Origin of the sequence: Micromonospora nigra (assembly GCF_900091585.1) — a bacterium.
In the GTDB taxonomy this organism is placed as follows: Bacteria; Actinomycetota; Actinomycetes; order Mycobacteriales; family Micromonosporaceae; genus Micromonospora; species Micromonospora nigra.
Window position 1 is genome coordinate 4,362,068 of sequence record NZ_FMHT01000003.1, and the last position, 19,428, is coordinate 4,381,495.

The 19,428-nt window shown below is 73.5% G+C and carries 21 protein-coding genes; 15 read left to right on the top strand and 6 right to left on the bottom strand.

Translation table 11 applies throughout. The annotated features are described in order from the left end of the window. The first annotated feature begins 24 nt into the window (after positions 1 to 24). A complete protein-coding gene (locus GA0070616_RS19015) occupies positions 25 to 531 on the top strand; it encodes a rhodanese-like domain-containing protein (RefSeq protein ID WP_091091126.1) in 507 nt (168 codons plus the stop codon). A 35-nt stretch (positions 532 to 566) separates the two neighbouring features. Here GA0070616_RS19015 and GA0070616_RS19020 read toward each other — a convergent pair whose 3' ends face one another. Together GA0070616_RS19020 and GA0070616_RS19025 are read right to left on the bottom strand one after the other, a co-directional pair. Beyond that, on the bottom strand, positions 567 to 1,322 hold the full coding sequence (locus GA0070616_RS19020; protein ID WP_091084591.1) for a hypothetical protein: 756 nt from the start codon (positions 1,320 to 1,322) through the stop codon (positions 567 to 569). A 66-nt stretch (positions 1,323 to 1,388) separates the two neighbouring features. Then, positions 1,389 to 1,865, bottom strand: coding sequence for a DUF6232 family protein (locus tag GA0070616_RS19025; RefSeq protein ID WP_091091129.1), 477 nt, complete (start codon positions 1,863 to 1,865; stop codon positions 1,389 to 1,391). An 86-nt stretch (positions 1,866 to 1,951) separates the two neighbouring features. On the opposite strand from GA0070616_RS19025, the gene GA0070616_RS19030 reads away from it, so the two are divergent. From GA0070616_RS19030 to GA0070616_RS19050, 5 genes are all read left to right on the top strand, one after another. After that, positions 1,952 to 2,911 carry an oxidoreductase gene (locus GA0070616_RS19030; RefSeq protein ID WP_091084594.1) on the top strand — a complete coding sequence of 320 codons (960 nt, stop codon included), beginning with the start codon at positions 1,952 to 1,954 and terminating at the stop codon, positions 2,909 to 2,911. Positions 2,912 to 3,100: 189 nt separating this feature from the next. Continuing rightward, positions 3,101 to 5,374: a sensor histidine kinase gene (locus GA0070616_RS19035; RefSeq protein ID WP_091084597.1), complete on the top strand. Its 2,274-nt coding sequence runs from the start codon at positions 3,101 to 3,103 to the stop codon at positions 5,372 to 5,374. A gap of 26 nt (positions 5,375 to 5,400) precedes the next feature. Further along, positions 5,401 to 5,823 carry a roadblock/LC7 domain-containing protein gene (locus GA0070616_RS19040; protein ID WP_091084602.1) on the top strand — a complete coding sequence of 141 codons (423 nt, stop codon included), beginning with the start codon at positions 5,401 to 5,403 and terminating at the stop codon, positions 5,821 to 5,823. Then, positions 5,820 to 6,179 (top strand): DUF742 domain-containing protein, encoded by a 360-nt coding sequence (locus GA0070616_RS19045; protein ID WP_091084606.1) that lies wholly within the window; start codon positions 5,820 to 5,822, stop codon positions 6,177 to 6,179. Before GA0070616_RS19040 ends, GA0070616_RS19045 begins: the two co-directional genes overlap by 4 nt. Further along, the gene (locus tag GA0070616_RS19050) at positions 6,160 to 6,762 is read left to right on the top strand and encodes a GTP-binding protein (protein WP_091084609.1); all 603 of its coding nucleotides are present in this window, start codon (positions 6,160 to 6,162) and stop codon (positions 6,760 to 6,762) included. The genes GA0070616_RS19045 and GA0070616_RS19050 overlap by 20 nt, the downstream gene beginning before the upstream one ends. Positions 6,763 to 6,835: 73 nt before the next feature. Here GA0070616_RS19050 and GA0070616_RS19055 read toward each other — a convergent pair whose 3' ends face one another. Next, positions 6,836 to 7,303, bottom strand: a complete 468-nt coding sequence (locus GA0070616_RS19055) for a DUF6232 family protein (protein WP_091084613.1) — start codon at positions 7,301 to 7,303, stop codon at positions 6,836 to 6,838. 99 nt (positions 7,304 to 7,402) lie between these two features. Here GA0070616_RS19055 and GA0070616_RS19060 point away from each other — a divergent pair, with 99 nt between their 5' ends. The 4 genes from GA0070616_RS19060 (at position 7,403) to GA0070616_RS19075 (ending at position 11,845) form a co-directional block, all read left to right on the top strand. Next, positions 7,403 to 8,176, top strand: a complete 774-nt coding sequence (locus GA0070616_RS19060; RefSeq protein ID WP_091084617.1) for an enoyl-CoA hydratase/isomerase family protein — start codon at positions 7,403 to 7,405, stop codon at positions 8,174 to 8,176. 103 nt (positions 8,177 to 8,279) lie between these two features. Next, complete coding sequence (locus tag GA0070616_RS19065; RefSeq protein WP_091084621.1) at positions 8,280 to 9,902, top strand: acetolactate synthase; 1,623 nt, start codon at positions 8,280 to 8,282, stop codon at positions 9,900 to 9,902. Positions 9,903 to 10,070: 168 nt separating this feature from the next. After that, the gene (locus GA0070616_RS19070) at positions 10,071 to 11,045 is read left to right on the top strand and encodes an ATP-binding cassette domain-containing protein (protein WP_091084625.1); all 975 of its coding nucleotides are present in this window, start codon (positions 10,071 to 10,073) and stop codon (positions 11,043 to 11,045) included. Next, positions 11,042 to 11,845: an ABC transporter permease gene (locus GA0070616_RS19075; protein WP_091084628.1), complete on the top strand. Its 804-nt coding sequence runs from the start codon at positions 11,042 to 11,044 to the stop codon at positions 11,843 to 11,845. Before GA0070616_RS19070 ends, GA0070616_RS19075 begins: the two co-directional genes overlap by 4 nt. A gap of 203 nt (positions 11,846 to 12,048) precedes the next feature. On the opposite strand, the gene GA0070616_RS19080 is transcribed toward GA0070616_RS19075, so the two are convergent. From GA0070616_RS19080 to GA0070616_RS19090, 3 genes are read right to left on the bottom strand one after another with little or no spacing between them, the layout of a single operon-like run. Then, positions 12,049 to 12,462: a PLD nuclease N-terminal domain-containing protein gene (locus GA0070616_RS19080; protein WP_091084632.1), complete on the bottom strand. Its 414-nt coding sequence runs from the start codon at positions 12,460 to 12,462 to the stop codon at positions 12,049 to 12,051. 30 nt (positions 12,463 to 12,492) lie between these two features. Further along, the gene (locus GA0070616_RS19085) at positions 12,493 to 12,810 is read right to left on the bottom strand and encodes a DUF202 domain-containing protein (RefSeq protein WP_091084636.1); all 318 of its coding nucleotides are present in this window, start codon (positions 12,808 to 12,810) and stop codon (positions 12,493 to 12,495) included. Then, the gene (locus tag GA0070616_RS19090) at positions 12,807 to 13,160 is read right to left on the bottom strand and encodes a YidH family protein (RefSeq protein WP_425413003.1); all 354 of its coding nucleotides are present in this window, start codon (positions 13,158 to 13,160) and stop codon (positions 12,807 to 12,809) included. The genes GA0070616_RS19085 and GA0070616_RS19090 overlap by 4 nt, the downstream gene beginning before the upstream one ends. 82 nt (positions 13,161 to 13,242) lie before the next feature. Here GA0070616_RS19090 and GA0070616_RS19095 point away from each other — a divergent pair, with 82 nt between their 5' ends. The 5 genes from GA0070616_RS19095 to GA0070616_RS19115 all read left to right on the top strand — a co-directional run bounded on the left by GA0070616_RS19095 (position 13,243) and on the right by GA0070616_RS19115 (position 19,363). Next, positions 13,243 to 14,040: a GNAT family N-acetyltransferase gene (locus GA0070616_RS19095; protein WP_091084643.1), complete on the top strand. Its 798-nt coding sequence runs from the start codon at positions 13,243 to 13,245 to the stop codon at positions 14,038 to 14,040. Between the two features lie 2 nt (positions 14,041 to 14,042). Further along, positions 14,043 to 14,450 (top strand): hypothetical protein, encoded by a 408-nt coding sequence (locus tag GA0070616_RS19100; protein WP_091091132.1) that lies wholly within the window; start codon positions 14,043 to 14,045, stop codon positions 14,448 to 14,450. 282 nt (positions 14,451 to 14,732) lie between these two features. Next, a complete protein-coding gene (locus tag GA0070616_RS19105; RefSeq protein WP_091084646.1) occupies positions 14,733 to 15,512 on the top strand; it encodes an electron transfer flavoprotein subunit beta/FixA family protein in 780 nt (259 codons plus the stop codon). A gap of 12 nt (positions 15,513 to 15,524) precedes the next feature. Then, positions 15,525 to 16,484, top strand: coding sequence for an electron transfer flavoprotein subunit alpha/FixB family protein (locus tag GA0070616_RS19110; RefSeq protein WP_091084650.1), 960 nt, complete (start codon positions 15,525 to 15,527; stop codon positions 16,482 to 16,484). A gap of 167 nt (positions 16,485 to 16,651) precedes the next feature. Continuing rightward, entirely contained in the window at positions 16,652 to 19,363 is a 2,712-nt protein-coding gene (locus GA0070616_RS19115) for a cation-transporting P-type ATPase (RefSeq protein WP_091084655.1), read from the top strand. Positions 19,364 to 19,428 lie beyond the last annotated feature (65 nt).

Below are 19,428 nucleotides of genomic sequence, written 5' to 3' on the forward strand. Positions count from 1 at the left end.
GCGACGCCGACGATGATCGGTGACATGAGCCGCACCTTCGCCGTACCGGCCGCCGACCCGGTCACCGCCACCGCCCACCTGCTCGCCCGTCTGCGCGCCGAGACCGACGTGGCCGACGTGCACGCCGACCTCACCGCCGGGGTTCCGGATCTGGTGGTGGTCGACTCGCGGGGCGACCTCGCCTGGGCGCGGGGCCACCTGCCCGGCGCGGTGCACCTGCCCACCGCCCGGATCGCCGGGCACGCCGCCGGCCTGGTGCCCGCTGGCGCACGGGTGGTCACGTACTGCTGGGGGCCGGGCTGCGACGGGGCCACCCGTGCGGCTCTGGAGTTCGCCCGGCTCGGTTACGCCGTCAAGGAGATGCGCGGCGGCTACGAGTACTGGGTCCGCGAGGGGCTGCCGGTGGTCACCGCAGCCGGGACGGTACGCCAACCGGTCGACCCCCTGACCGCCCCCGTGCCGGCCCCCGTTTCCGCCCCCGCGCCGGCCTCCGCTTCCGCCCCCGCGCCGGCCGGCGGCTGCGACTGCTGACCGGGTGCCCGCGTCGAACTCGCCGTGCCTGGTCTTCAGTCCCCGTCCTCGCCCAACCGCTCGCCCCGGCGGCGCAGCATGCCCAGCCCGGGGATGCCGGCGACGGCCAGCTTGAGGTCGCGGGTCACGTCGAGCAGGTCGTGCAGGTCCGGTCCCACCCGGTCGAGGGTGGCCAGTATCGGCAGGATGTCCGCTGTCAGGTGCTGCTTCAGCTTCGGCAGCTCGTCGACCAGCCGGATCGCCGCGGTGACCTCCTCGTGGCTGAGCTGCTCGACGAAGTGGTTCGCCATCGGCGCGGCCCGGCGCAGCGCCGGCTCGTACGCGGCCAGTAGTTCGGCGGCGGTCGCGGCGGCCTCCGCCGCCTCGCCCACCGTGGTCGCGGCCCGACCGGCCACCGACTCGGCGCCGGCGACCACCGTGGCGGCGGCCCGGGACACCCGGCCGGCCTCGGCGACCACCGTCGCGGCGGCGGCCGACACCTGTTCCGCCTCGCCGACCACCACGGCCGCAGCGGTGGCGACCTCGGTGGCGGTGTCGATGGCCCTGGTCGCGGCGGCGCTGATCACGGCCACCTCGCGGACCGCGGTCTCGGCGTCGTCGAGCACCCGGTCGGTGCGGTCGAGGGTCTGCTCGATCCGGTCCACCACCCCGTTGATCCGGGCCAGCAGCGCCTCCACCCCGTCGAGCACCGCGAATGCGCGGGTGGGCACGGCGGCGAACGACGCCGCCGAGTCGAGGGCGGAGCGGGTGAGACCGACCACGGCGGTCGGGCGGGGGAGTGGGATCGCCATGGCACCAAGTGTGCGCTGCCGGCGCCCGTCCCGCCGGCCGCGGCAGCCCCGGCCGCAAGCTGCGCGTCAGCGGTCGTGCTGCTCGACGGCCCGCTGCACGGCCCGGTAGATCTGGCCGAACCGCAGCGCGTCGGGTGTCCGCAGCATCATCACCTCCCGGCCGTGGTGCTGCACCCACAGCTCGTGCACCCGGTTGCCGCGCTCGTAGGAGCGGTCCAGCCAGCCGAGGGGCAGTTCCAGGAAGGGGGCCAGGGCCAGCGCCCCGACCACGCAGGCGGCCAGCACGACCAGCGCGGGCACCCAGTCGCCCCGGTCCTGCGCCGACCAGGCCAACGACAGCACACAGACCAGCGCCACCAGCGGCGGCAGCGACAACAGCAGCACCAGTACGCCCCGACCCAGCACCCGGCCACGGACGGCCATCGTGGTGCGGCCCCGGTCGTGCCACACGTACGTGACGTCGGCGATCGGCACGACGTGCCCGCCTGCCCGGATCGCCTCCGAGGTCACCTGCACCGAGTCGTCCCGGTAATAGAGGGTCATCATTAAGCCTAACCGCTCCGTCGCCCTCTGTGGACGGACGGACACCCGACAGTCAGATCCGGTGGGCTGCCCCTAGAGTCGGCGGCGTGCGACCCGACCCCACCACCCCACCCTGGACGATCGACGACGTGCCCGACCTGGACGGCCGAACCGTCCTCGTCACCGGCGCCAACACCGGCATCGGCCGGGCGACCGCCCTGGCCCTGGCCGCCCGGGGCGCGCACGTCGTGCTTGCCTGCCGCGACGCCGGCAGGGCGGACGCGGCCCGGGTCGCCATCGGCGCGGCGGCGCCCCGGGGGACGGTCACCACGCTCCCCCTCGACCTGGCCTCGCTCGACTCGGTACGCCGGGCCGCCGGTCAGTTCCGGGCCCGCCACGACCGGCTCGACGTGTTGGTCAACAACGCGGGTGTGATGACGCTCACCGGCGGTGTCCGGTGGACCCGCGACGGGTTCGAGCAGCACCTCGGCATCAACCACCTGGGCCACTTCGCGCTGACCGGGCTGCTGCTGGAGCCGCTGCTGGCCGCGCCCGCCGGCCGTGTCGTCCAGGTCAGCAGCCTCTCCCAGGCCGGTGCGCGGATCGACCGGGCCGACCCGCACTGGCGCACCCGCCGGTACCGGCCCTTCCGGGCGTACGGTGCCAGCAAGCTCGCCAACCTGCTGGCCGCGTACCGGCTGCACGAACTGCTGGCGGCGGGCGGTGCCCGCGCGGTGGCGCTGGCCGCGCACCCCGGCGCATGCCGCACCGAGATCTCCCGCGACGGGCCGCCGTGGCTGCGGCTGCTGGAACTGCCGGGGCTGCGCTGGTGCACGAGCTGGTTGACCCACGAGGTGGCCGCCGCCGCGCTGCCGACGGTGCGGGCGGCCACCGACCCCGCCGCGCGGGGCGGCGACGTCTACGGTCCCGACGGATGGCGCGGGCTCACCGGCCGCCCGGTGCGGGTCGACCCCGGCGCGGGCGCCCGGGACGAGGCCGCGCGGCGGTGGCTGTGGGAGATGTCGGAGGAGGCCACCGGCGTGACCTACCGGGTAACGTCCCCCTGATCCGGCGCTCAGGCCGGGCCCCGACGCGACCCGCGGGGCCGAGGTGGGACAGTCGGGCATGCCGCGACCTTGAGGGACGCATCCGGGCGCTGCTACCGTTTCCGCGCGCTCTCGGGCCGCCACTCTCAGCAGCGGGAGCCGGCGAAGCGAGCGTCCGACGCGTTCTCCAACCCGCACGGGGACGGTGAGATGGGCTCCCGCACGATCAACCTGCGCCAGATGGTTGCGCTCATGGTCGCAGCGCTGATTCTGCTGTGGGCGTTCGCCGCCTGGATGACTCTGCGCGACGGCGCCCACACGCTGGGTGCCAGCGAGGTCAACGGCAGCATCTACGAGCCGAGCGAGCCGCTGATCGTCAGCCTCCAGCACGAGCGGAGGGCCAGCGCGGTCTTCCTCGCCGACTCCGACCGCGACCGGACGGACCTCGACGCCGTCCGCCGCGACACCGACGCCGCCACCGCCGTCTACGCCGAGCGGACCCGGCGCTGGCAGGCCCGGCTCGCCGCCAGTGACGAGACGCAGCGGCTGATCTCCGCCGCCCTCGACCGGCTGGACGCCCTCACCACGACCCGGCAGTCCGTCGACGCGCTGGCGATCGACCGGCCGACCGTGGTCGCCGACTACACCTCGGCCATCGACAGCCTCTTCCGGATCTACGACTCCCTGAGCAAGATCGACGACGAGCAGATCGCCAACATCGCGAGCGCGCTCATCGACGTCAAGCGCGCCTGGGAGGTGATGTCCCAGGAGGAGGCCCTGCTCGCCGGGGCACTGACCGCCGGCCAGCTCGACCAGGCCGAGCACGCCCAGTTCACCAAGCTCGTCGGCGTGTGGCGGTTCCTGGTGGAGGACACCGCCCACAAGCTTCCCGCCGAGGACGCCGCCGCGCTGCGCCAGCTCGTCGACAGCGGTCCACTGGTCCGCCTCCGGCAGTACGAGGACCGGGTCGTCGCCGGCGCCGACCGCCCCCTGCGGCTGAGCCCCGGCGACTGGCAGGCCGCCGTCCAGGACGCCCGCACCGGCGTCAACGACGTGATCCTGGCCCGCGGCGATGCCCTGGTCGCGCAGTCCGTGCCGGTGGTGCTGGGGGTGGCGGCGCGGCTGCTGTTCGCCACCGGCCTCGGCGCGGTGATGGTGGCGGCGGCGCTGATGGGGGCCCGGCACCTGATCCGGCGGATGGAGGGTCTGCGCCGGGACGCCCACCGGCTCGCCACCGACACCCTTCCCGACGTCGTGGACCGGCTCGGCCGGGGCGACAAGGTCGACGTCGAGGCCGAGGCGCCCGACCTCGCCTACGGTCGCGACGAACTCGGCCAGGTGGGGGAGGCGTTCAACGCCGCCCGGCGGACCGCCGTCCGGGCCGCCGTCGAGCAGGCCGAGCTGCGGCGCGACGTCGCCGACATGTTCCTCAACATCGCCCGCCGGACGCAGGCGCTGGTGCACCGGCAGTTGAGCGTGCTGACCGACATGGAACGCGCGGAGGAGGACGCGGACGCGCTGGAGAAGCTGTTCGACGTCGACCACCTCGCCACCCGGATGCGCCGCAACGCGGAGAACCTGATCGTGCTGACCGGAGCGAACACGCCCCGGCAGTGGAAGCGTGACGTGCCGATGCTCGACGTGGTGCGCGGCGCGGTGGCCGAGGTCGAGGACTACACCCGGGTGACCGTCGCCCCGATGCCCGACGTGCGGCTGGCCGGTCGGGCGGTGGCCGACGCCACCCACCTCGTCGCCGAGCTGATCGAGAACGCGCTGTCCTTCTCGCCGCCGAACACCCCCGTCCAGGTCACCGGGCAGGTCGTCGCGAACGGGTTCGCCATCGAGATCGAGGACCGTGGGCTCGGGATGCCCGCCGAGGACATGGCCACGGCGAACACCCGGCTGGCCGCGCCCGGCGAGTTCCGGCTCTCCGACAGCTCACGGCTGGGCCTGTTCGTGGTCGGCCGGCTGGCGACCCGGCTCGCCGTGCGGGTGCATCTCAAGGAGTCCGCGTACGGCGGCACCACCGCGGTGGTGCTCATCCCCGCCGAGCTGCTCGGCGAGGCCCCGGCCGAGCCACTGCCGGTGGCGGCGCTGCGTGGCCCCGACGCGCAGACCCAGCCGCTGGCCGTGGTCGCCGCCCGTCCCGCGCCCACGGTCGACGGGCAGCGGGCCACGCCCGGGGTGCGGGAGGCCCGGCCGGTCGCCGATGGCGGTGAGTCCGCCGCGTCGGTCGACGATGTGCCGGGCACCGTCACCGAGGCCGGGCTGCCGAAGCGGGTACGCCGCACGACCCGGTCCGACCCGCCCGCCACGGCGTCGCCGCCCCGGGCCGCTCCCGCACCGAGGGCCGCGACCGCCGCGTCGCGGGACCCGGAGGCGGTACGGCGGAAGATGAGCGCGTTCCAGGACGGCACCCGCAAGGGTCGGGCCGCCGCCGACGACGAGCAGCCCGGTGCCCCGCAGTCCCCGGCCGACAGCTGACCGCCGAACTGGAAAGAGACACACAGATGACCACAGCGGTTAACACCGACCTCGCCTGGCTGCTCAACGACCTGGTGAACCGGGTCAGGGAGGTCGAGAAGGCCATCGTCCTCTCCAACGACGGCCTGCTGCTGGCCGCCTCCACGAGCATGAGCCGCGACGACGCCGAACATCTCGCGGCGCTCGCGTCGGGGGTGCAGAGCCTGGCCCGGGGGGCGAGCAGCCGCTTCGGCGGCGGCCCCGTGCAGCAGACCATCATCGAGATGGAGTCGGCCTACCTGTTCGTCACCGCCGCCGGGTCGGGGGCGTCGCTGAGCGTCCTCGCCACCGACCAGGCCGACATCGGACTGATCGCGTACGAGATGGCGATGCTCGTCAACCGGGCCGGCCGGCACCTGTCCGCCCCGGCCAGGGCCGGCGGCGCAGCCGAACCGGGCAGCCCCGCGTGACGTCGTCCCACGACGAGCCGGGGCCGGTCGTCCGGCCGTACGCGGTGACGGGCGGCCGGGCGCGGCCCGTCACCGGCACGTTCGACCTGATCGCGCTCGTCGCGTCGGCAGGGGGGCGGGCGGTTCCGGCGCACGGGCTGGCCCCCGAGCATCTGGCCATCCTGGACCTGTGCCGTAGCGTGATGTCCGTCGCCGAGGTCTCGGCCCACCTCGACCTTCCGGTCGGGACGGTCCGGGTGCTGCTCGGCGACCTCCTGGTCCGCAAACTCGTCGACGTCTGGCCGCCCACCCCACGGATGGCCAACACCGAAGACCGTACGCTGGAGGCAGTGCTCCATGGGCTACGCGCGCTCTGACGCACCGGGTCCGGCCACACCCACCGCCGTCAAGATCCTCATCGCCGGCGGCTTCGGTGTCGGCAAGACCACGCTCGTCGGGTCCGTCAGCGAGACCCGCGCCCTCACCACCGAGGAGGATCTCTCGGAGCGGGGTGCGGACGTCGACGACCTGTCGGGGGTCGGGACGAAGTCGACCACCACCGTGGTGATGGACTTCGGCCGCATCACCATCAGCGACACCCTGGTGCTGTACCTGTTCGGCACGCCGGGGCAGAACAGGTTCGCGTTCCTGTGGGACGAACTGGCCAGCGGGGCGCTCGGCGCGGTCGTGCTGGCGGACACCCGGCGGCTGGCGGACTGTTTCCCCTCCCTGGACTACTTCGAGCAGCGCGGCATGCCGTTCGTCGTCGCGGTCAACCAGTTCGACGGTGCCCGCCGCTACACGGTGGACCAGGTGCGCCAGGCCCTCGACCTCGATCCGGTGGTGCCGGTGCTGCTCTGTGACGCGCGGGTGCGGGAGTCCAGCCGGGAGACGCTGATCACGCTGGTCGAGCACGTCCAGCGGGTGCACGCGGTGCGCCGGCAGACCGTCCAGGTGTGACCCTCACCCGGGACGGAGGCCGGGGCCGGGACGATGGCGGAGGCCAGGGCCGGGGCCAGAGACAGGGCCGGGGTCAGCGGCGTGCCGGTTCGGTGGCCTCGACGGCGCGCTGCACCGCGCGGTAGATCTGCCCGAAGCGCCGCGCGTCGGCCGTCCGCAGCAGCCGCACCGGCCGGCCGCGCCAGCGGACCCACAGCTCGCGCTGGCGGCTGCCGCGCGCGTACGAGCGGTCGAGGTGTTCGAAGAGGAAGTCGGCGGCCGGCCCGACGGCGAGCCCGACCAGGGCCGAGGCACCCACGATGGCGATGGTGACGGTCAGGGAGCGGTTCCACCAGATCGCGAGGGCGACCCCGGCGACAGCGGCCACGAGGGGGCCGGCCAGGGCCGCGCCGATCGCGCCCCGGCCGGCGAGGACCCGCCAGGACCGGCTGCCCCGCTGATGCCAGACCAGGGTGATCTCGGCCAGCGGGTAGACCCGGTCGTCGGCCCGGATGGCGGCCGAGGTGACCTGGACAGACCTGTCGTGGTAGTAAGTGATCATGGCGTCACTCCCGGTGGCGGGACTGGCACCAGACTACTGGTGGCGCGGCGGGGGTCGTAAGGTTGGCACGCGACTTCGACGAGGAAGTGAGGGTGCGACGTGGGTGAGTTCGTGCGGCTGGAGACCGGGGACGGCATCGGCACCATCCGGCTGGAACGGCCGCCGATGAACGCCCTGAACACCCAGGTGCAGGAGGAGTTGCGTGCCGCCGCGGCGGCCGCCACCGCGGACCCGGACGTCCGGGCCGTCGTCGTGTACGGCGGGGAGAAGGTCTTCGCCGCCGGCGCGGACATCAAGGAGATGGCCGACATGTCCTACGTGGACATGGCGCAGCGGGCGGCCAACCTGTCCAGCGCGCTCGGCGCGATCGCCCGGATCCCGAAGCCTGTCGTCGCCGCGATCACCGGGTACGCCCTCGGGGGCGGCTGCGAGCTGGCCCTGGCGTGTGACTGGCGGGTGGTGGCCTCCGACGCCAAGCTCGGCCAACCCGAGATCAAGCTCGGCATCATTCCCGGAGCCGGGGGCACCCAGCGGCTCGCCCGGCTGGTCGGTCCCGCCCGCGCGAAGGATCTGATCATGTCGGGCCGGATGGTCGACGCCGAGGAGGCGCTGCGGATCGGTCTGGCCGACCGGGTCGCCCCGGCCGGCGAGGTGTACGCCGCCGCCGTGGAGCTGGTCCGGCCCTACCTGACCGGGCCGGTGCAGGCCCTGCGGGCGGCGAAGCTCGCTGTGGACGGCGGCCTGGACATGGACCTGAACTCCGGGTTGGCCTGGGAGAGTCAGCTCTTCGCGGCGCTGTTCGCCACCGATGACCGGCGCGAGGGCATGGCCGCCTTCGTGGCGAAGCGCAAGCCGGACTTCACCGGCCGCTGAGCCGGCGGGGCCGGCGGCGTCCCCGACCGACCCGAGGGCTGTTCACATTCTTTCTACCGGCCAGTAACGTGTGACTCCGGTCAGGCGACGAGAGGGAGCGGTGATGACGGAGCGGATCGAGGGGCACGGCGGGGAGCTCGCGCTCGCGGCGCTGCGGGCGTACGGGGTGCGGGAGATGTTCACCCTCTCCGGCGGGCACGTCTTTCCGCTCTACGACGCCGCCCACAAGGCCGGCTTCCCCCTCTACGACGTACGGCACGAGCAGTCGGCGGTCTTCGCCGCGGAGGCGGTGGCCAAGCTCCAGCGCCGGCCCGGCCTGGCCGTGCTCACCGCCGGCCCCGGCGTCACCAACGGCATCTCCGGGCTCACCAGCGCCTACTTCAACGCCTCGCCGGTGCTGGTGATGGGCGGCCGGGCCCCGCAGTTCCGCTGGGGCTCCGGCAGCCTCCAGGAGATGGACCACCTGCCGCTGGTCGCCCCCGTCACCAAGCACGCCGAGACGGTGTTCGGCCCCGACGACATCCCGCGCGCCGTCACCGCCGCGCTGACCGCCGCGCTCACCCCGCACCGGGGCCCGGTCTTCCTCGACTTTCCCCTGGAGGCGATCTTCTCCGTCGCCGTCGCCGAGCTGCCCGCCCTGCCGGGGATCCCGCCGCTGGAAGCCGACCCCGACGAGGTGGCCAAGGCCGCCGGCCTGATCGCCGCCGCCGCGCGGCCGGTCGTCATCGCCGGCTCCGACGTGTACGCCGGCGACGCGGTCGACGCGCTGCGCGCCGCCGCCGAGGCGTTGCAGGTGCCCGTCTTCACCAACGGAATGGGTCGCGGCGCGCTGCCGCCGGAGCACCCGCTCGCCTTCGCCAAGGCCCGCCGGGTGGCGCTGAAGGGTGCCGACGTGGTCGTGGTCGTCGGCACCCCGCTCGACTTCCGCCTCGGCTTCGGCGACTTCGGCGACGCCACGGTCGTGCACGTCGTCGACGCGCCCAGCCAGCGGGCCTCGCACGTGCAGCCCGCCGCCGCCCCGGCCGGCGACCTGCGGGCCATCCTCACCGCGTTCGCCGGGCACACCGGTGACCGGGCCGACCACGCCGACTGGGTGGCGCAGCTGCGCGTCGCCGAGGACGCCGCGAAGGCCCGCGACGCCGAGGAGATGGCCGCCGACACCGACCCCATCCGCCCGGCCCGCGTCTACGGCGAGCTGCGCCGGGTCCTCGCCCGCGACGCGATCACCATCGGTGACGGCGGTGACTTCGTCTCGTACGCGGGCAGATACCTGGAGCCCGCCCAGCCCGGCACCTGGCTCGACCCCGGGCCGTACGGCTGCCTCGGCACCGGCATGGGCTACGCCATGGGGGCGCGGGTCAGCCACCCCGACCGGCAGATCTGCGTCCTGATGGGCGACGGCGCGGCCGGCTTCTCGCTGATGGACGTGGAGTCCCTCGTCCGGCAGAAGCTGCCCGTGGTGATCGTGGTCGGCAACAACGGCATCTGGGGCCTGGAGAAGCACCCGATGCGGGCCATGTACGGCTACGACGTCGCCGCCGACCTTCAGCCCGAACTGCGCTACGACCGGGTCGTCGAGGCCCTCGGCGGGGCCGGCGAGACCGTGGCGAAGGCCGCCGACCTCGGGCCGGCCCTGACCCGGGCCTTCGACGCCGGCGTGCCCTACCTGGTCAACGTGCTCACCGACCCGGCCGACGCGTACCCCCGCTCCTCGAACCTGGCCTGACCCGCCCCCACGCCGCCGCTCCCGTCCGGGGCGGCGGCGTGTCACGTTCTCCCGTCCGCTAATTCGGCGGTCCTGCGTCGTCCGGCGTCGTAACGTAGCGCGGTGCCGGCAAAAGTGTCAGGGCTGTCGGTCATGGTGGCGTCACCGAAGTTGACGACAGGAGACGTGATGGACCACGCGATCCGCGCGGAGGGGCTGGTGCGCCGGTTCGGCGACACCACCGCCCTCGCCGGAGTTGACCTGGCCGTGCCGACAGGCACGGTCTTCGGCCTCCTCGGGCCGAACGGCGCGGGCAAGACCACCACCGTCCGGGTGCTGGCGACCCTGCTGCGCGCCGACGAGGGCCATGCCACGGTGGGCGGCTACGACGTGGTCCGCGACGCCCACCGGGTACGCCAGATGATCGGCCTCACCGGCCAGTACGCCTCGGTCGACGAGACCCTCACCGGCGTGGAGAACCTGCTGCTCATCGGCCGGCTGCTCGGCCTGTCCCGGGTCGACGCCCGGGCCCGGGCCCGGCAGTTGCTGGCCGACTTCCACCTCACCGACGCCGCCGACCGGCCGGCGAAGACCTTCTCGGGGGGCATGCGCCGCCGCCTCGACCTCGCGGCGAGCCTCGTCGGTCGGCCGCAGGTGCTCTTCCTCGACGAGCCCACCACCGGCCTCGACCCGCGCAGCCGCAACGAGCTGTGGGACATCGTCCGGGGGCTCGTCGCCGACGGGGTGACCGTGCTGTTGACCACCCAGTACCTGGAGGAGGCCGATCAGCTCGCCAGCGAGATCGCCGTGGTCGACCACGGCCGGGTCATCGCGCAGGGCACGCCGGAGGAGCTGAAGACCAAGACCGGCGGGCAGGTGCTGACGGTCCGCCCGGCCGACCCGGCGGAACTACCCACCGTGGTGGCCGTCGCCGGCGAGGTGGCCGGCACCGTGCCGGAGGTCACCCAGACCACGGTCACCGTGCCCGTCAACGATCAGGGGGTGCTGCCCGCCGTGGTGCAACGCCTCGACGCGGCGGGGATCGCGGTCGCCGAGCTGGCGCTGCGCGGTTCCAGCCTGGACGAGGTCTTCCTGTCCCTCACCGGCCACCGCGCCGAGGGGTCCGTGGAGACCGACAGCGACCTGGAGAGGACCCCGGCATGACCGCCGTGACCGCCCCGCTGGTGCCGGCCCGTCGGCTCGCCCCGACAGCCGGCCTGCGACACACGGCCACCCTGGCCTGGCGCAGCCTGGTGCAGATCAAACACAACCCGATGGAGCTGCTCGACCTGAGCATCCAGCCGGTGATGTTCGTGCTGCTGTTCACGTACGTCTTCGGTGGCGCGATCTCGGGCAGCCCCGGCGAGTACCTGACGTTCGCCCTGCCCGGCATCATCGTGCAGAACGCCTTCTTCGCCACCATGACCACCGGTTTCGGGCTCAACACCGACCTCACCAAGGGCGTGTTCGACCGGTTGCGTTCGCTGCCGATCGCCCGCTGGGCCCCGCTGGCCGGGCGGATCCTCGCCGACACGGTCAAGCAGGCGTGGTCGGTCGCGCTGCTGATCGGCGTCGGCATGATCCTCGGGTTCCGCCTCGGCAACGGCGTGCTCGGGCTGGTCGCCGCGTTCGCCCTCCTGCTCGGCTTCTCGCTCGCCGCGGCCTGGATCGCGGTGCTGGTGGGCGTGCTGGTCGACGAGCCGGACAAGGTGCAGATCTTCGGCTTCACGGTGATCTTCCCGCTGACCTTCACGAGCAACGCGTTCGTGCCCACCGAGACCATGCCCGGCTGGTTGCAGGCCTGGGTGGAGGTCAACCCGGTGACGATCCTCGCCGACGCGCTGCGCGGCCTGCTGGTCGGCGGCCCGGTGGCCGCTCCGGTGGTGCAGACGTTGGCCTGGGCGGTGGTGATCGCCGCGATCTTCGCCCCGCTGGCGGTGCGGGGCCTGCGGCGCAGACTGTGACGGCGGGCTGACCGGGCACGCCCGGCGGGCTGGCCGGGCACGCCTGGCGGGCTGGCCGGGTACGCCTGGCGGGCTGGCCGGGTACGCCTGGCGGGCTGGCCGGGTACGCCTGGCGGGCTGGCCGGGTACGCCTGGCGGGCTGGCCGAGGAGCATGGAGGAGGTTCGCCTCCGGCCCCCCCGGCCGTTGACGGGCCGGGTGGGGCTACACCTCCGGGCGGGGCTCCTCGCGGGGGCCGCCGTCCTCGCGCCGCAGGTCGTTCCCGCGTTGGCCGAGGTCCTCCTCCCAGCGACGGAACAGCTCCTGGTCCTGGGGGCGGGTCCGGCCCTCGATCGAGCGGAGGAACTCCGGGTCGTCGTCCGGGGCGGCGGGGCGGGACGATCTGCGCGCCGCGCCCCGTGTCGTCGGCCAGCCGCCCCGCAGGCGCCCGGCGGTGGACTGGCGGCCGGCCAGGAACCAGGCGATCGGGCCGATCAGCGGGAAGAGGAGGATGACCAGCACCCAGGCGAGCCGGGGCAGGGCCCGCACGTCGCCCTTCTCGGCGGAGAGGCAACTGATCAGGGCGCAGGCGGCGAGCACGACCTGCACGGCGAAGAGGAGGAGGAAGACCCGGGCCATACACCCATCATGACGCACCCGCGCCGCCGCTCACAGTCCGTAGATCACCAGGAGCACGCCGAGCAGGGCGTAGCCCGTGGTGGCCAGGGCGGTCAGCGGCAGCGTGGCTCCGCCCACGCCGACCGATCCGGTGCGGGCACCCCGCCGACGGCAGGCCGTCACCGCGACCGCCCACAGCGCCAGGGTCGGCACGGCCAGTGCCACGGCGACGGGCGAGCCGGTGAACGCCGGCCGGACGGCCAGCACCGTCACGATGGTCAGCGCGAGCGCGGTACGCCGCCACGCCAGTCGGGTGCGCTCGGGTTGCAGCCCCGGGTCGCGCCGCGGGGGTGGTGCCGGTGCACTCACCGGTGCCCGAACGCCTGGGCCAGCACTGCCGCGACCAACAGCAACGAGCCGAGACCGACGGCGAGGGAGAGCACGGCCGGGAAACGGGACACGGGCAGTTCCTCGCCGAGCCGGATGGCCCGCTCGGTGCGGGCCCAGTGGTCGACGGCCCGCACGGCGACCGTGCCACCGAGGACCAGCAGCGCGACGGCGATCGCCTCACGCAGGTGCGCCACCGGCAGGGGCGGAAGGAACTGCGCGGCGGCGAGCCCGCCCGCCACCAGCGCCAGGCCGGTGCGCAGCCAGGCGAGGAAGGTGCGCTCGTTGGCCAGCGAGAAGCGATAGTCGGGGGTGCGGCCGACCGACCGCATCTCCTGCGGGTCGAACCAGGTTCGGATGGTCTGCCACACGCGCCCGATTATTCCGGGTGGGCAGCGGGCCTAGGGTGGTGGGATGACGGATCTTGACCCGATGGCGTTGCGGGCCGTGTACGACGCCGAGTTGCGTCCGGACCTGCCCGATCCGGTTCCGGCGGGGGTGGGCGTGGAACGGGACGGGCCACTGTACCGGGTGGTGGGCCTCGACAGTCGCGGCTTCCTGACCTACCGCGACCTGGGCGGATTGACCGGCGAAGGGCTGGACGCGTTGATCGACCGTCAGGTGGCGGCGTTCCGGGCCCGGGGCGAGGCGGTGGAGTGGAAGCTGTACGCCCACGACGAGCCCGCCGACCTGCCCGACCGGTTGCGGGCGGCCGGGTTCGTGCCGGAGGACGAGGAGACGGTCATGGTCGGTCCGGTCGCGCAGTTGGCGGCCGCGCTGCCGCTGCTGCCCGAGGGCGTACGCCTGCGGGAGGTCACCGGGCGGGCGGACCTGGACCGGATCGCGGACCTGGAGTCGCGGGTGTGGGAGACCGACCGAAGCCACCTCGCCGAGGCGTTGGAGCGGGAGATCGCGACGGACCCGGGCTCGATCACCGTCGTGGTGGCCGAGGCGGAGGACGCGGTGGTCAGCGCGGGTTGGGTGCGGTACGTGACCGGCACCGGGTTCGCCACCCTGTGGGGTGGCTCGACCCTGCCCACCTGGCGGCGGCGGGGCATCTACCGGGCCCTGGTCGCCCACCGGGCCCGGCTGGCCCGGCAGCGTGGCCGGACCCTGCTCCAGGTGGACGCCTCCGCCGACAGCCGGCCGGTCCTGGGGCGGCTCGGGCTCGTCGCGGTCACCTCCACCACGCCGTACGTCTACACTCCGTGATCATGGAGCAGCGGCTGACGGATGACGAACGGCTCACCCTCAAGACCGGCGCGTTCGGCGCGGTGTTCCTGGTGTCGAACGCCGATCCGGGTGTGGTGGCCCTGTTCCGGGAGAGCTTCGCCGCCTCCGGGGCGATGGCCGATGCCAGCGGCCTGGTGAAGGAGGCGCTGACCACGGGTCCGCTGCCGAAGCTGCCCCGGGCGTCGACGCCGGAGATCGCAGCGGTGGTGCTGCCGGCGCTGAGCCGGGCGGTGGAGGTCCTGGCGGCCCGGTCGCCGCAGGACGTGGAGTCCTACCGGTCGGTGGTGTTGGCGGCGGCCGACCGGACGGCGCGGGCCCACCGGGGGGTCGTTCCGGCGGAGGTCGAGGCGATCGCCCGGATCAGGGCGGCGTTGGACGGGTCGTCCTGAGCGTGGCGACGGGTTGCGGCGGGTCGGTGCGGCCCGCCCCACTCGCCGAGTTCGACGTGCTCGTCGTGTGGCGCCGGGGGAGGGCGGGCCGGGTCGGACGGCCCGACGCGGGTGACCTGTGTCACCCGGAGCTCTCCGGAGCTCCAACCTACTGACAGGTAACATTGCGCCGTGGGCAACTGCACAACAGCGCGCGGTTGACCGGGCGTCAACGGACGCGCGAGGCTGCGCCCCAGACCGGGCGAGTGATCGCAACACCAACAGGAGGGTCGTCGAAGCGCGATGAACATCGTCGTACTCGTCAAGCAGGTGCCCGACTCGGGCGCGGACCGCAACCTGCGTACTGACGACAACACCGTCGACCGCGGTTCGGCGAACAACGTCATCAACGAGATGGACGAGTATGCCATCGAAGAGGCGTTGAAGATCAAGGAGGCGCACGGCGGCGAGGTCACCATCCTGACCATGGGACCGGACCGGGCGACCGAGTCGATCCGCAAGGCCCTCTCCATGGGCCCGGACAAGGCCGTGCACGTCGTGGACGACGCCCTGCACGGTTCCTGCGCCGTGGCCACCTCGAAGGTGCTCGCCGCCGCGCTGGGCCAGCTCAACGCCGACCTGGTGCTCTGCGGCGCGGAGTCGACCGACGGTCGGGTCCAGGTCATGCCGCACATGCTCGCCGAGCGGCTGGGCGTCGCGGCGCTGACCGGCGCCCGCAAGCTCACCGTCGACGGCGGCACGCTGACCGTCGAGCGGCAGACCGAGGAGGGCTACGAGGTGGTCACCGCCGCCACCCCCGCCGTGGTCTCCGTCTGGGACACCATCAACGAGCCGCGCTACCCGTCCTTCAAGGGCATCATGGCCGCCAAGAAGAAGCCGGTGCAGACGCTCTCCCTGGGTGACCTCGGCGTCGCCCCCACCGAGGTGGGCTTCGACGGCGCGACCAGCAGCGTGCTGGAGCACACCAAGCGCCCGCCGCGCTCCGGCGGCGAGAAGATCACCGACGAGGGCGAGGGCGGCGTGAAGCTGGTCGAGTTCCTCGCCACCGAGAAGTTCGTGTGAGAGGTCTGGGACATGTCTGAGGTTCTCGTCGTCGTCGAAGCCACCCGTGAGTTCGGCGTCAAGAAGGTCACCCTGGAGATGCTCACCCTCGCCCGCGAGCTGGGCACCCCGAGCGCGGTGGTGCTCGGTGGGGCCGGTGCGGCCGAGGCGCTGAGCGCCAAGCTCGGCGAGTACGGCGCGGCGAAGATCTACGCCGCCGAGAGCGAGGAGATCGACGGCTACCTGGTGGCTCCCAAGGCCACCGTGGTCGCCGAGCTGGTCAGGAACGTCCAGCCGGCCGCCGTGCTGCTCGCCTCGTCGCAGGAGGGCAAGGAGATCGCCGCCCGCCTCGCCGTCAAGCTCGACAACGGCATCCTGACCGACGTCGTCGGCCTGGCCGCCGACGGTACCGCCACCCAGGTGGCGTTCGCCGGCTCGACCATCGTCAAGTCCAAGGTCACCAGGGGCCTGCCGCTGGTGACCGTGCGGCCGAACTCGGTGAACCCGACCCCGGCCGCCGCCACCCCGGCGGTCGAACAGCTGACCGTCACGGTGCCCGACACCGACAAGCTGGCCACGGTCGTCGAGCGGGTCGCCGAGCAGAAGGGCTCCCGCCCGGAGCTGACCGAGGCCGGCGTGGTCGTCTCCGGCGGTCGCGGCGTCGGCAACGCCGACAACTTCAAGCTGGTCGAGGAACTGGCCGACCTGCTCGGCGGTGCCGTGGGCGCCTCCCGGGCGGCCGTCGACTCCGGCTTCTACCCGCACCAGTTCCAGGTGGGCCAGACCGGCAAGACCGTCTCCCCGCAGCTCTACCTCGCGCTGGGCATCTCCGGCGCGATCCAGCACCGGGCCGGTATGCAGACCTCGAAGACCATCGTCGCGGTGAACAAGGACGCCGAGGCGCCGATCTTCGAGCTGGCCGACTTCGGCGTGGTGGGCGACCTCTTCAAGATCGTCCCGCAGGTCGCTGAGGAGATCCGCAAGCGCAAGTAGGCTGACGCGTCAGCCGTCGGGGGCCGGTACCGCCAGTCGGTGCCGGCCCCCTCCTCGTCACCGGGCGGTCGTTGCGCCCCGAACCACCCCGGCACCGTCGCCGAGCTGCGACGATGACAGTGCACCCCCGGCACCGTCGCGACCGATGTGGGAACGAGGAGTGCGCCATGGCGGCCAGGACGACTCAGAGTGGCCACCACGCGCTGGCCGTGCACGAGGTCGTGCTCCTGCTGGAGACCGACACCGAACACGGGCTGACCGAGGAGGAGGCCGCAGCCCGCCGGCAACGGTTCGGGCCCAACGTGCTGCCGGCCGCGACCGGTGGCGGCGTCCTCCGCCGGCTGCTGCGGCAGTTCCAGAACCCCCTGGTGTACGTCCTGATCGCCGCCGGGGTGGTCACCCTGCTGCTGGCCGAGTACGTCGACTCGGCGGTGATCTTCGGGGTGGTCCTGGTCAACGCCGTCATCGGCTTCCTCCAGGAGTCCAAGGCCGAGGCGGCGCTGGACGCGTTGCGGGGAATGGTGCGCACCGAGGCCCGGGTGATGCGCGGTGGGCGACAACGGCGGGTGCCGTCCGACGACGTGGTCCCCGGCGACGTGGTGCTGGTCGAGGCGGGCGAGAAGGTCCCCGCCGACCTGCGCCTCGTCCGCGCCGACGAGCTGCGCGCGGACGAGTCGACGCTGACCGGGGAGTCCCAGCCCGTACGCAAGGACGAAGTCGTCGTCCCGAACGAGACACCGGTGGCCGACCGCCGCAACTCGCTCTACTCCGGCACCCTGCTCACCGGCGGGCAGGCGGCCGGCATCGCGGTGGCGACCGGGGCGGAGACGGAACTGGGCCGCATCCATCGGCTGGTCGGTGGCGCACAGGTCCTCGACACCCCGCTGACGGCGAAGCTGGCCCGCTTCAGCCGTCTGCTCACCGTGGCGATCCTGGTGCTGGCGGGTTTGACCTTCGCCATCGGGCTCCTGCGCGGGGAAGGGGCGGGGGAGATGTTCACCGCCGCCGTGGCGCTGGCCGTGGGGGCGATCCCGGAGGGCCTGCCCGCGGCGGTGACGATCACCCTGGCGATCGGCGTGAGCCGGATGGCCCGCCGGCAGGCGGTGATCCGGCGGCTGCCGGCCGTGGAGACCCTCGGCAGCACCACGGTCGTCTGCACCGACAAGACCGGCACCCTCACCGAGAACCAGATGACGGTGCAGTCGCTGTGGACCTTCGCGGGCCGCTACCAGGTCAGTGGCGGCGGCTACACGCCCACCGGCGACATCAGCGACCCGGACGGCGGGCCGGCCCCCACCGGCGAGGCCGGTGCGCTGCGCTGGTCACTGCTGGCCGGGGTGGCCTGCAACGACGCCCGGCTCGACGAGCGCGACGGGCGCTGGACGGTGCTCGGCGACCCCACCGAGGGCGCGATGCTCGTGGTGGGCGCCAAGGTCGGGCTGGGCCCGGAGGAGGTCGCCGACGAGCTGCCCCGGTTGACGGCGATTCCGTTCACCTCCGAGCGCCAGTTCATGGCGACCCTGCACGAGCAGCGCGACGGCGGGCGGGTGGTGCTGGTCAAGGGCGCGGTGGAGCGGGTGGTCGAGTGGTCCACGGCGGCGCTCGGTGCCGACGGCGACACCGTCGCGCTGGACCGGTCCGCCGTCCTGGAAGCCGCCGGTGACCTGGCCGGCGAGGGCCTGAGGGTGCTCGCCACCGCGATGCTGCGGGTCGACGCCGGCGGCGAGCTGGTGGAGGAGGCGTTGCCCGGCACCCTCGTGTTCACCGGCCTCCACGCGATGCTCGACCCGCCCCGGGCCGCCGCCGCCGACGCGATCGCGTCGTGCCGCCGCGCCGGCATCGCGGTGAAGATGATCACCGGCGACCACGGTGTCACGGCCAGCGCCATCGCCGGACGCCTCGGGTTGCTCGCGGGCGATCCCGGGCCGGGCGAGGTGCTGACCGGCGCGGACCTCGCGAAGCTGTCCGACGCGGACCGGCCGGAGGCGGTGCGACGGGCTTCGGTGTTCGCCCGGGTGTCGCCCGAGCAGAAGCTGCGCCTGGTGGAGGCGTTGCAGGCCGACGGGCAGGTGGTGGCGATGACCGGCGACGGCGTCAACGACGCCCCCGCGCTGCGTCAGGCCAACATCGGGGTGGCCATGGGGCGCAGCGGCACGGAGGTGGCCAAGGAGGCCGCCGACATGGTGCTCACCGACGACGACTTCGCCACCATCGAGTCGGCCGTCGAGGAGGGGCGCGGCGTCTTCGCCAACCTGACCAAGTTCATCACCTGGACGCTGCCCACGAACACCGGCGAGGGACTGGTCATCCTCGTCGCGATCATCCTCGGGACGGCGCTGCCGATCCTGCCCAGCCAGATCCTCTGGATCAACATGACCACCGCCGTGGCGCTCGGCCTGACGCTCGCCTTCGAGCCGAAGGAACCCGGGATCATGGACCGCCCGCCCCGCGACCCGGCCCAGCCGCTGCTGACCGGGGCCCTGATCGCCCGGATCCTGCTCGTCGCCGGTCTGCTCGTCGGAGGGGCCTGGTGGCTGTTCCAGTGGGAGTTGGATGCCGGGGCGGAACTGCCGGAGGCCCGCACGGCGGCGGTGAACCTCTTCGTCACGGTGCAGGCGTTCTACCTGTTCAGCTGCCGATCGTTGACGCTGTCGCCGTGGCGGCTCGGGTTCTTCAGCAACCGCTGGTTGATCGGCGGGGTGCTGGTGCAGGCCGTCGGTCAGGCGGCGCTGACCTACCTGCCCGTGATGAACACGTTGTTCCGCACGGCCCCGATCGGTGCCGACGTGTGGCTGCGCATCCTCGGCATCGCTCTGCTGGTCAGCGCTGTGGTCGCGCTCGACAAGCGGTTCGGCTGGTTCGGCCGCCGGCTCGGCTGACCGAACCGGACCAGCGGCCGCCGGTGAGAGCGGCCGCCGGTCAGGGCGGTCGTCGGTGGGTAGGG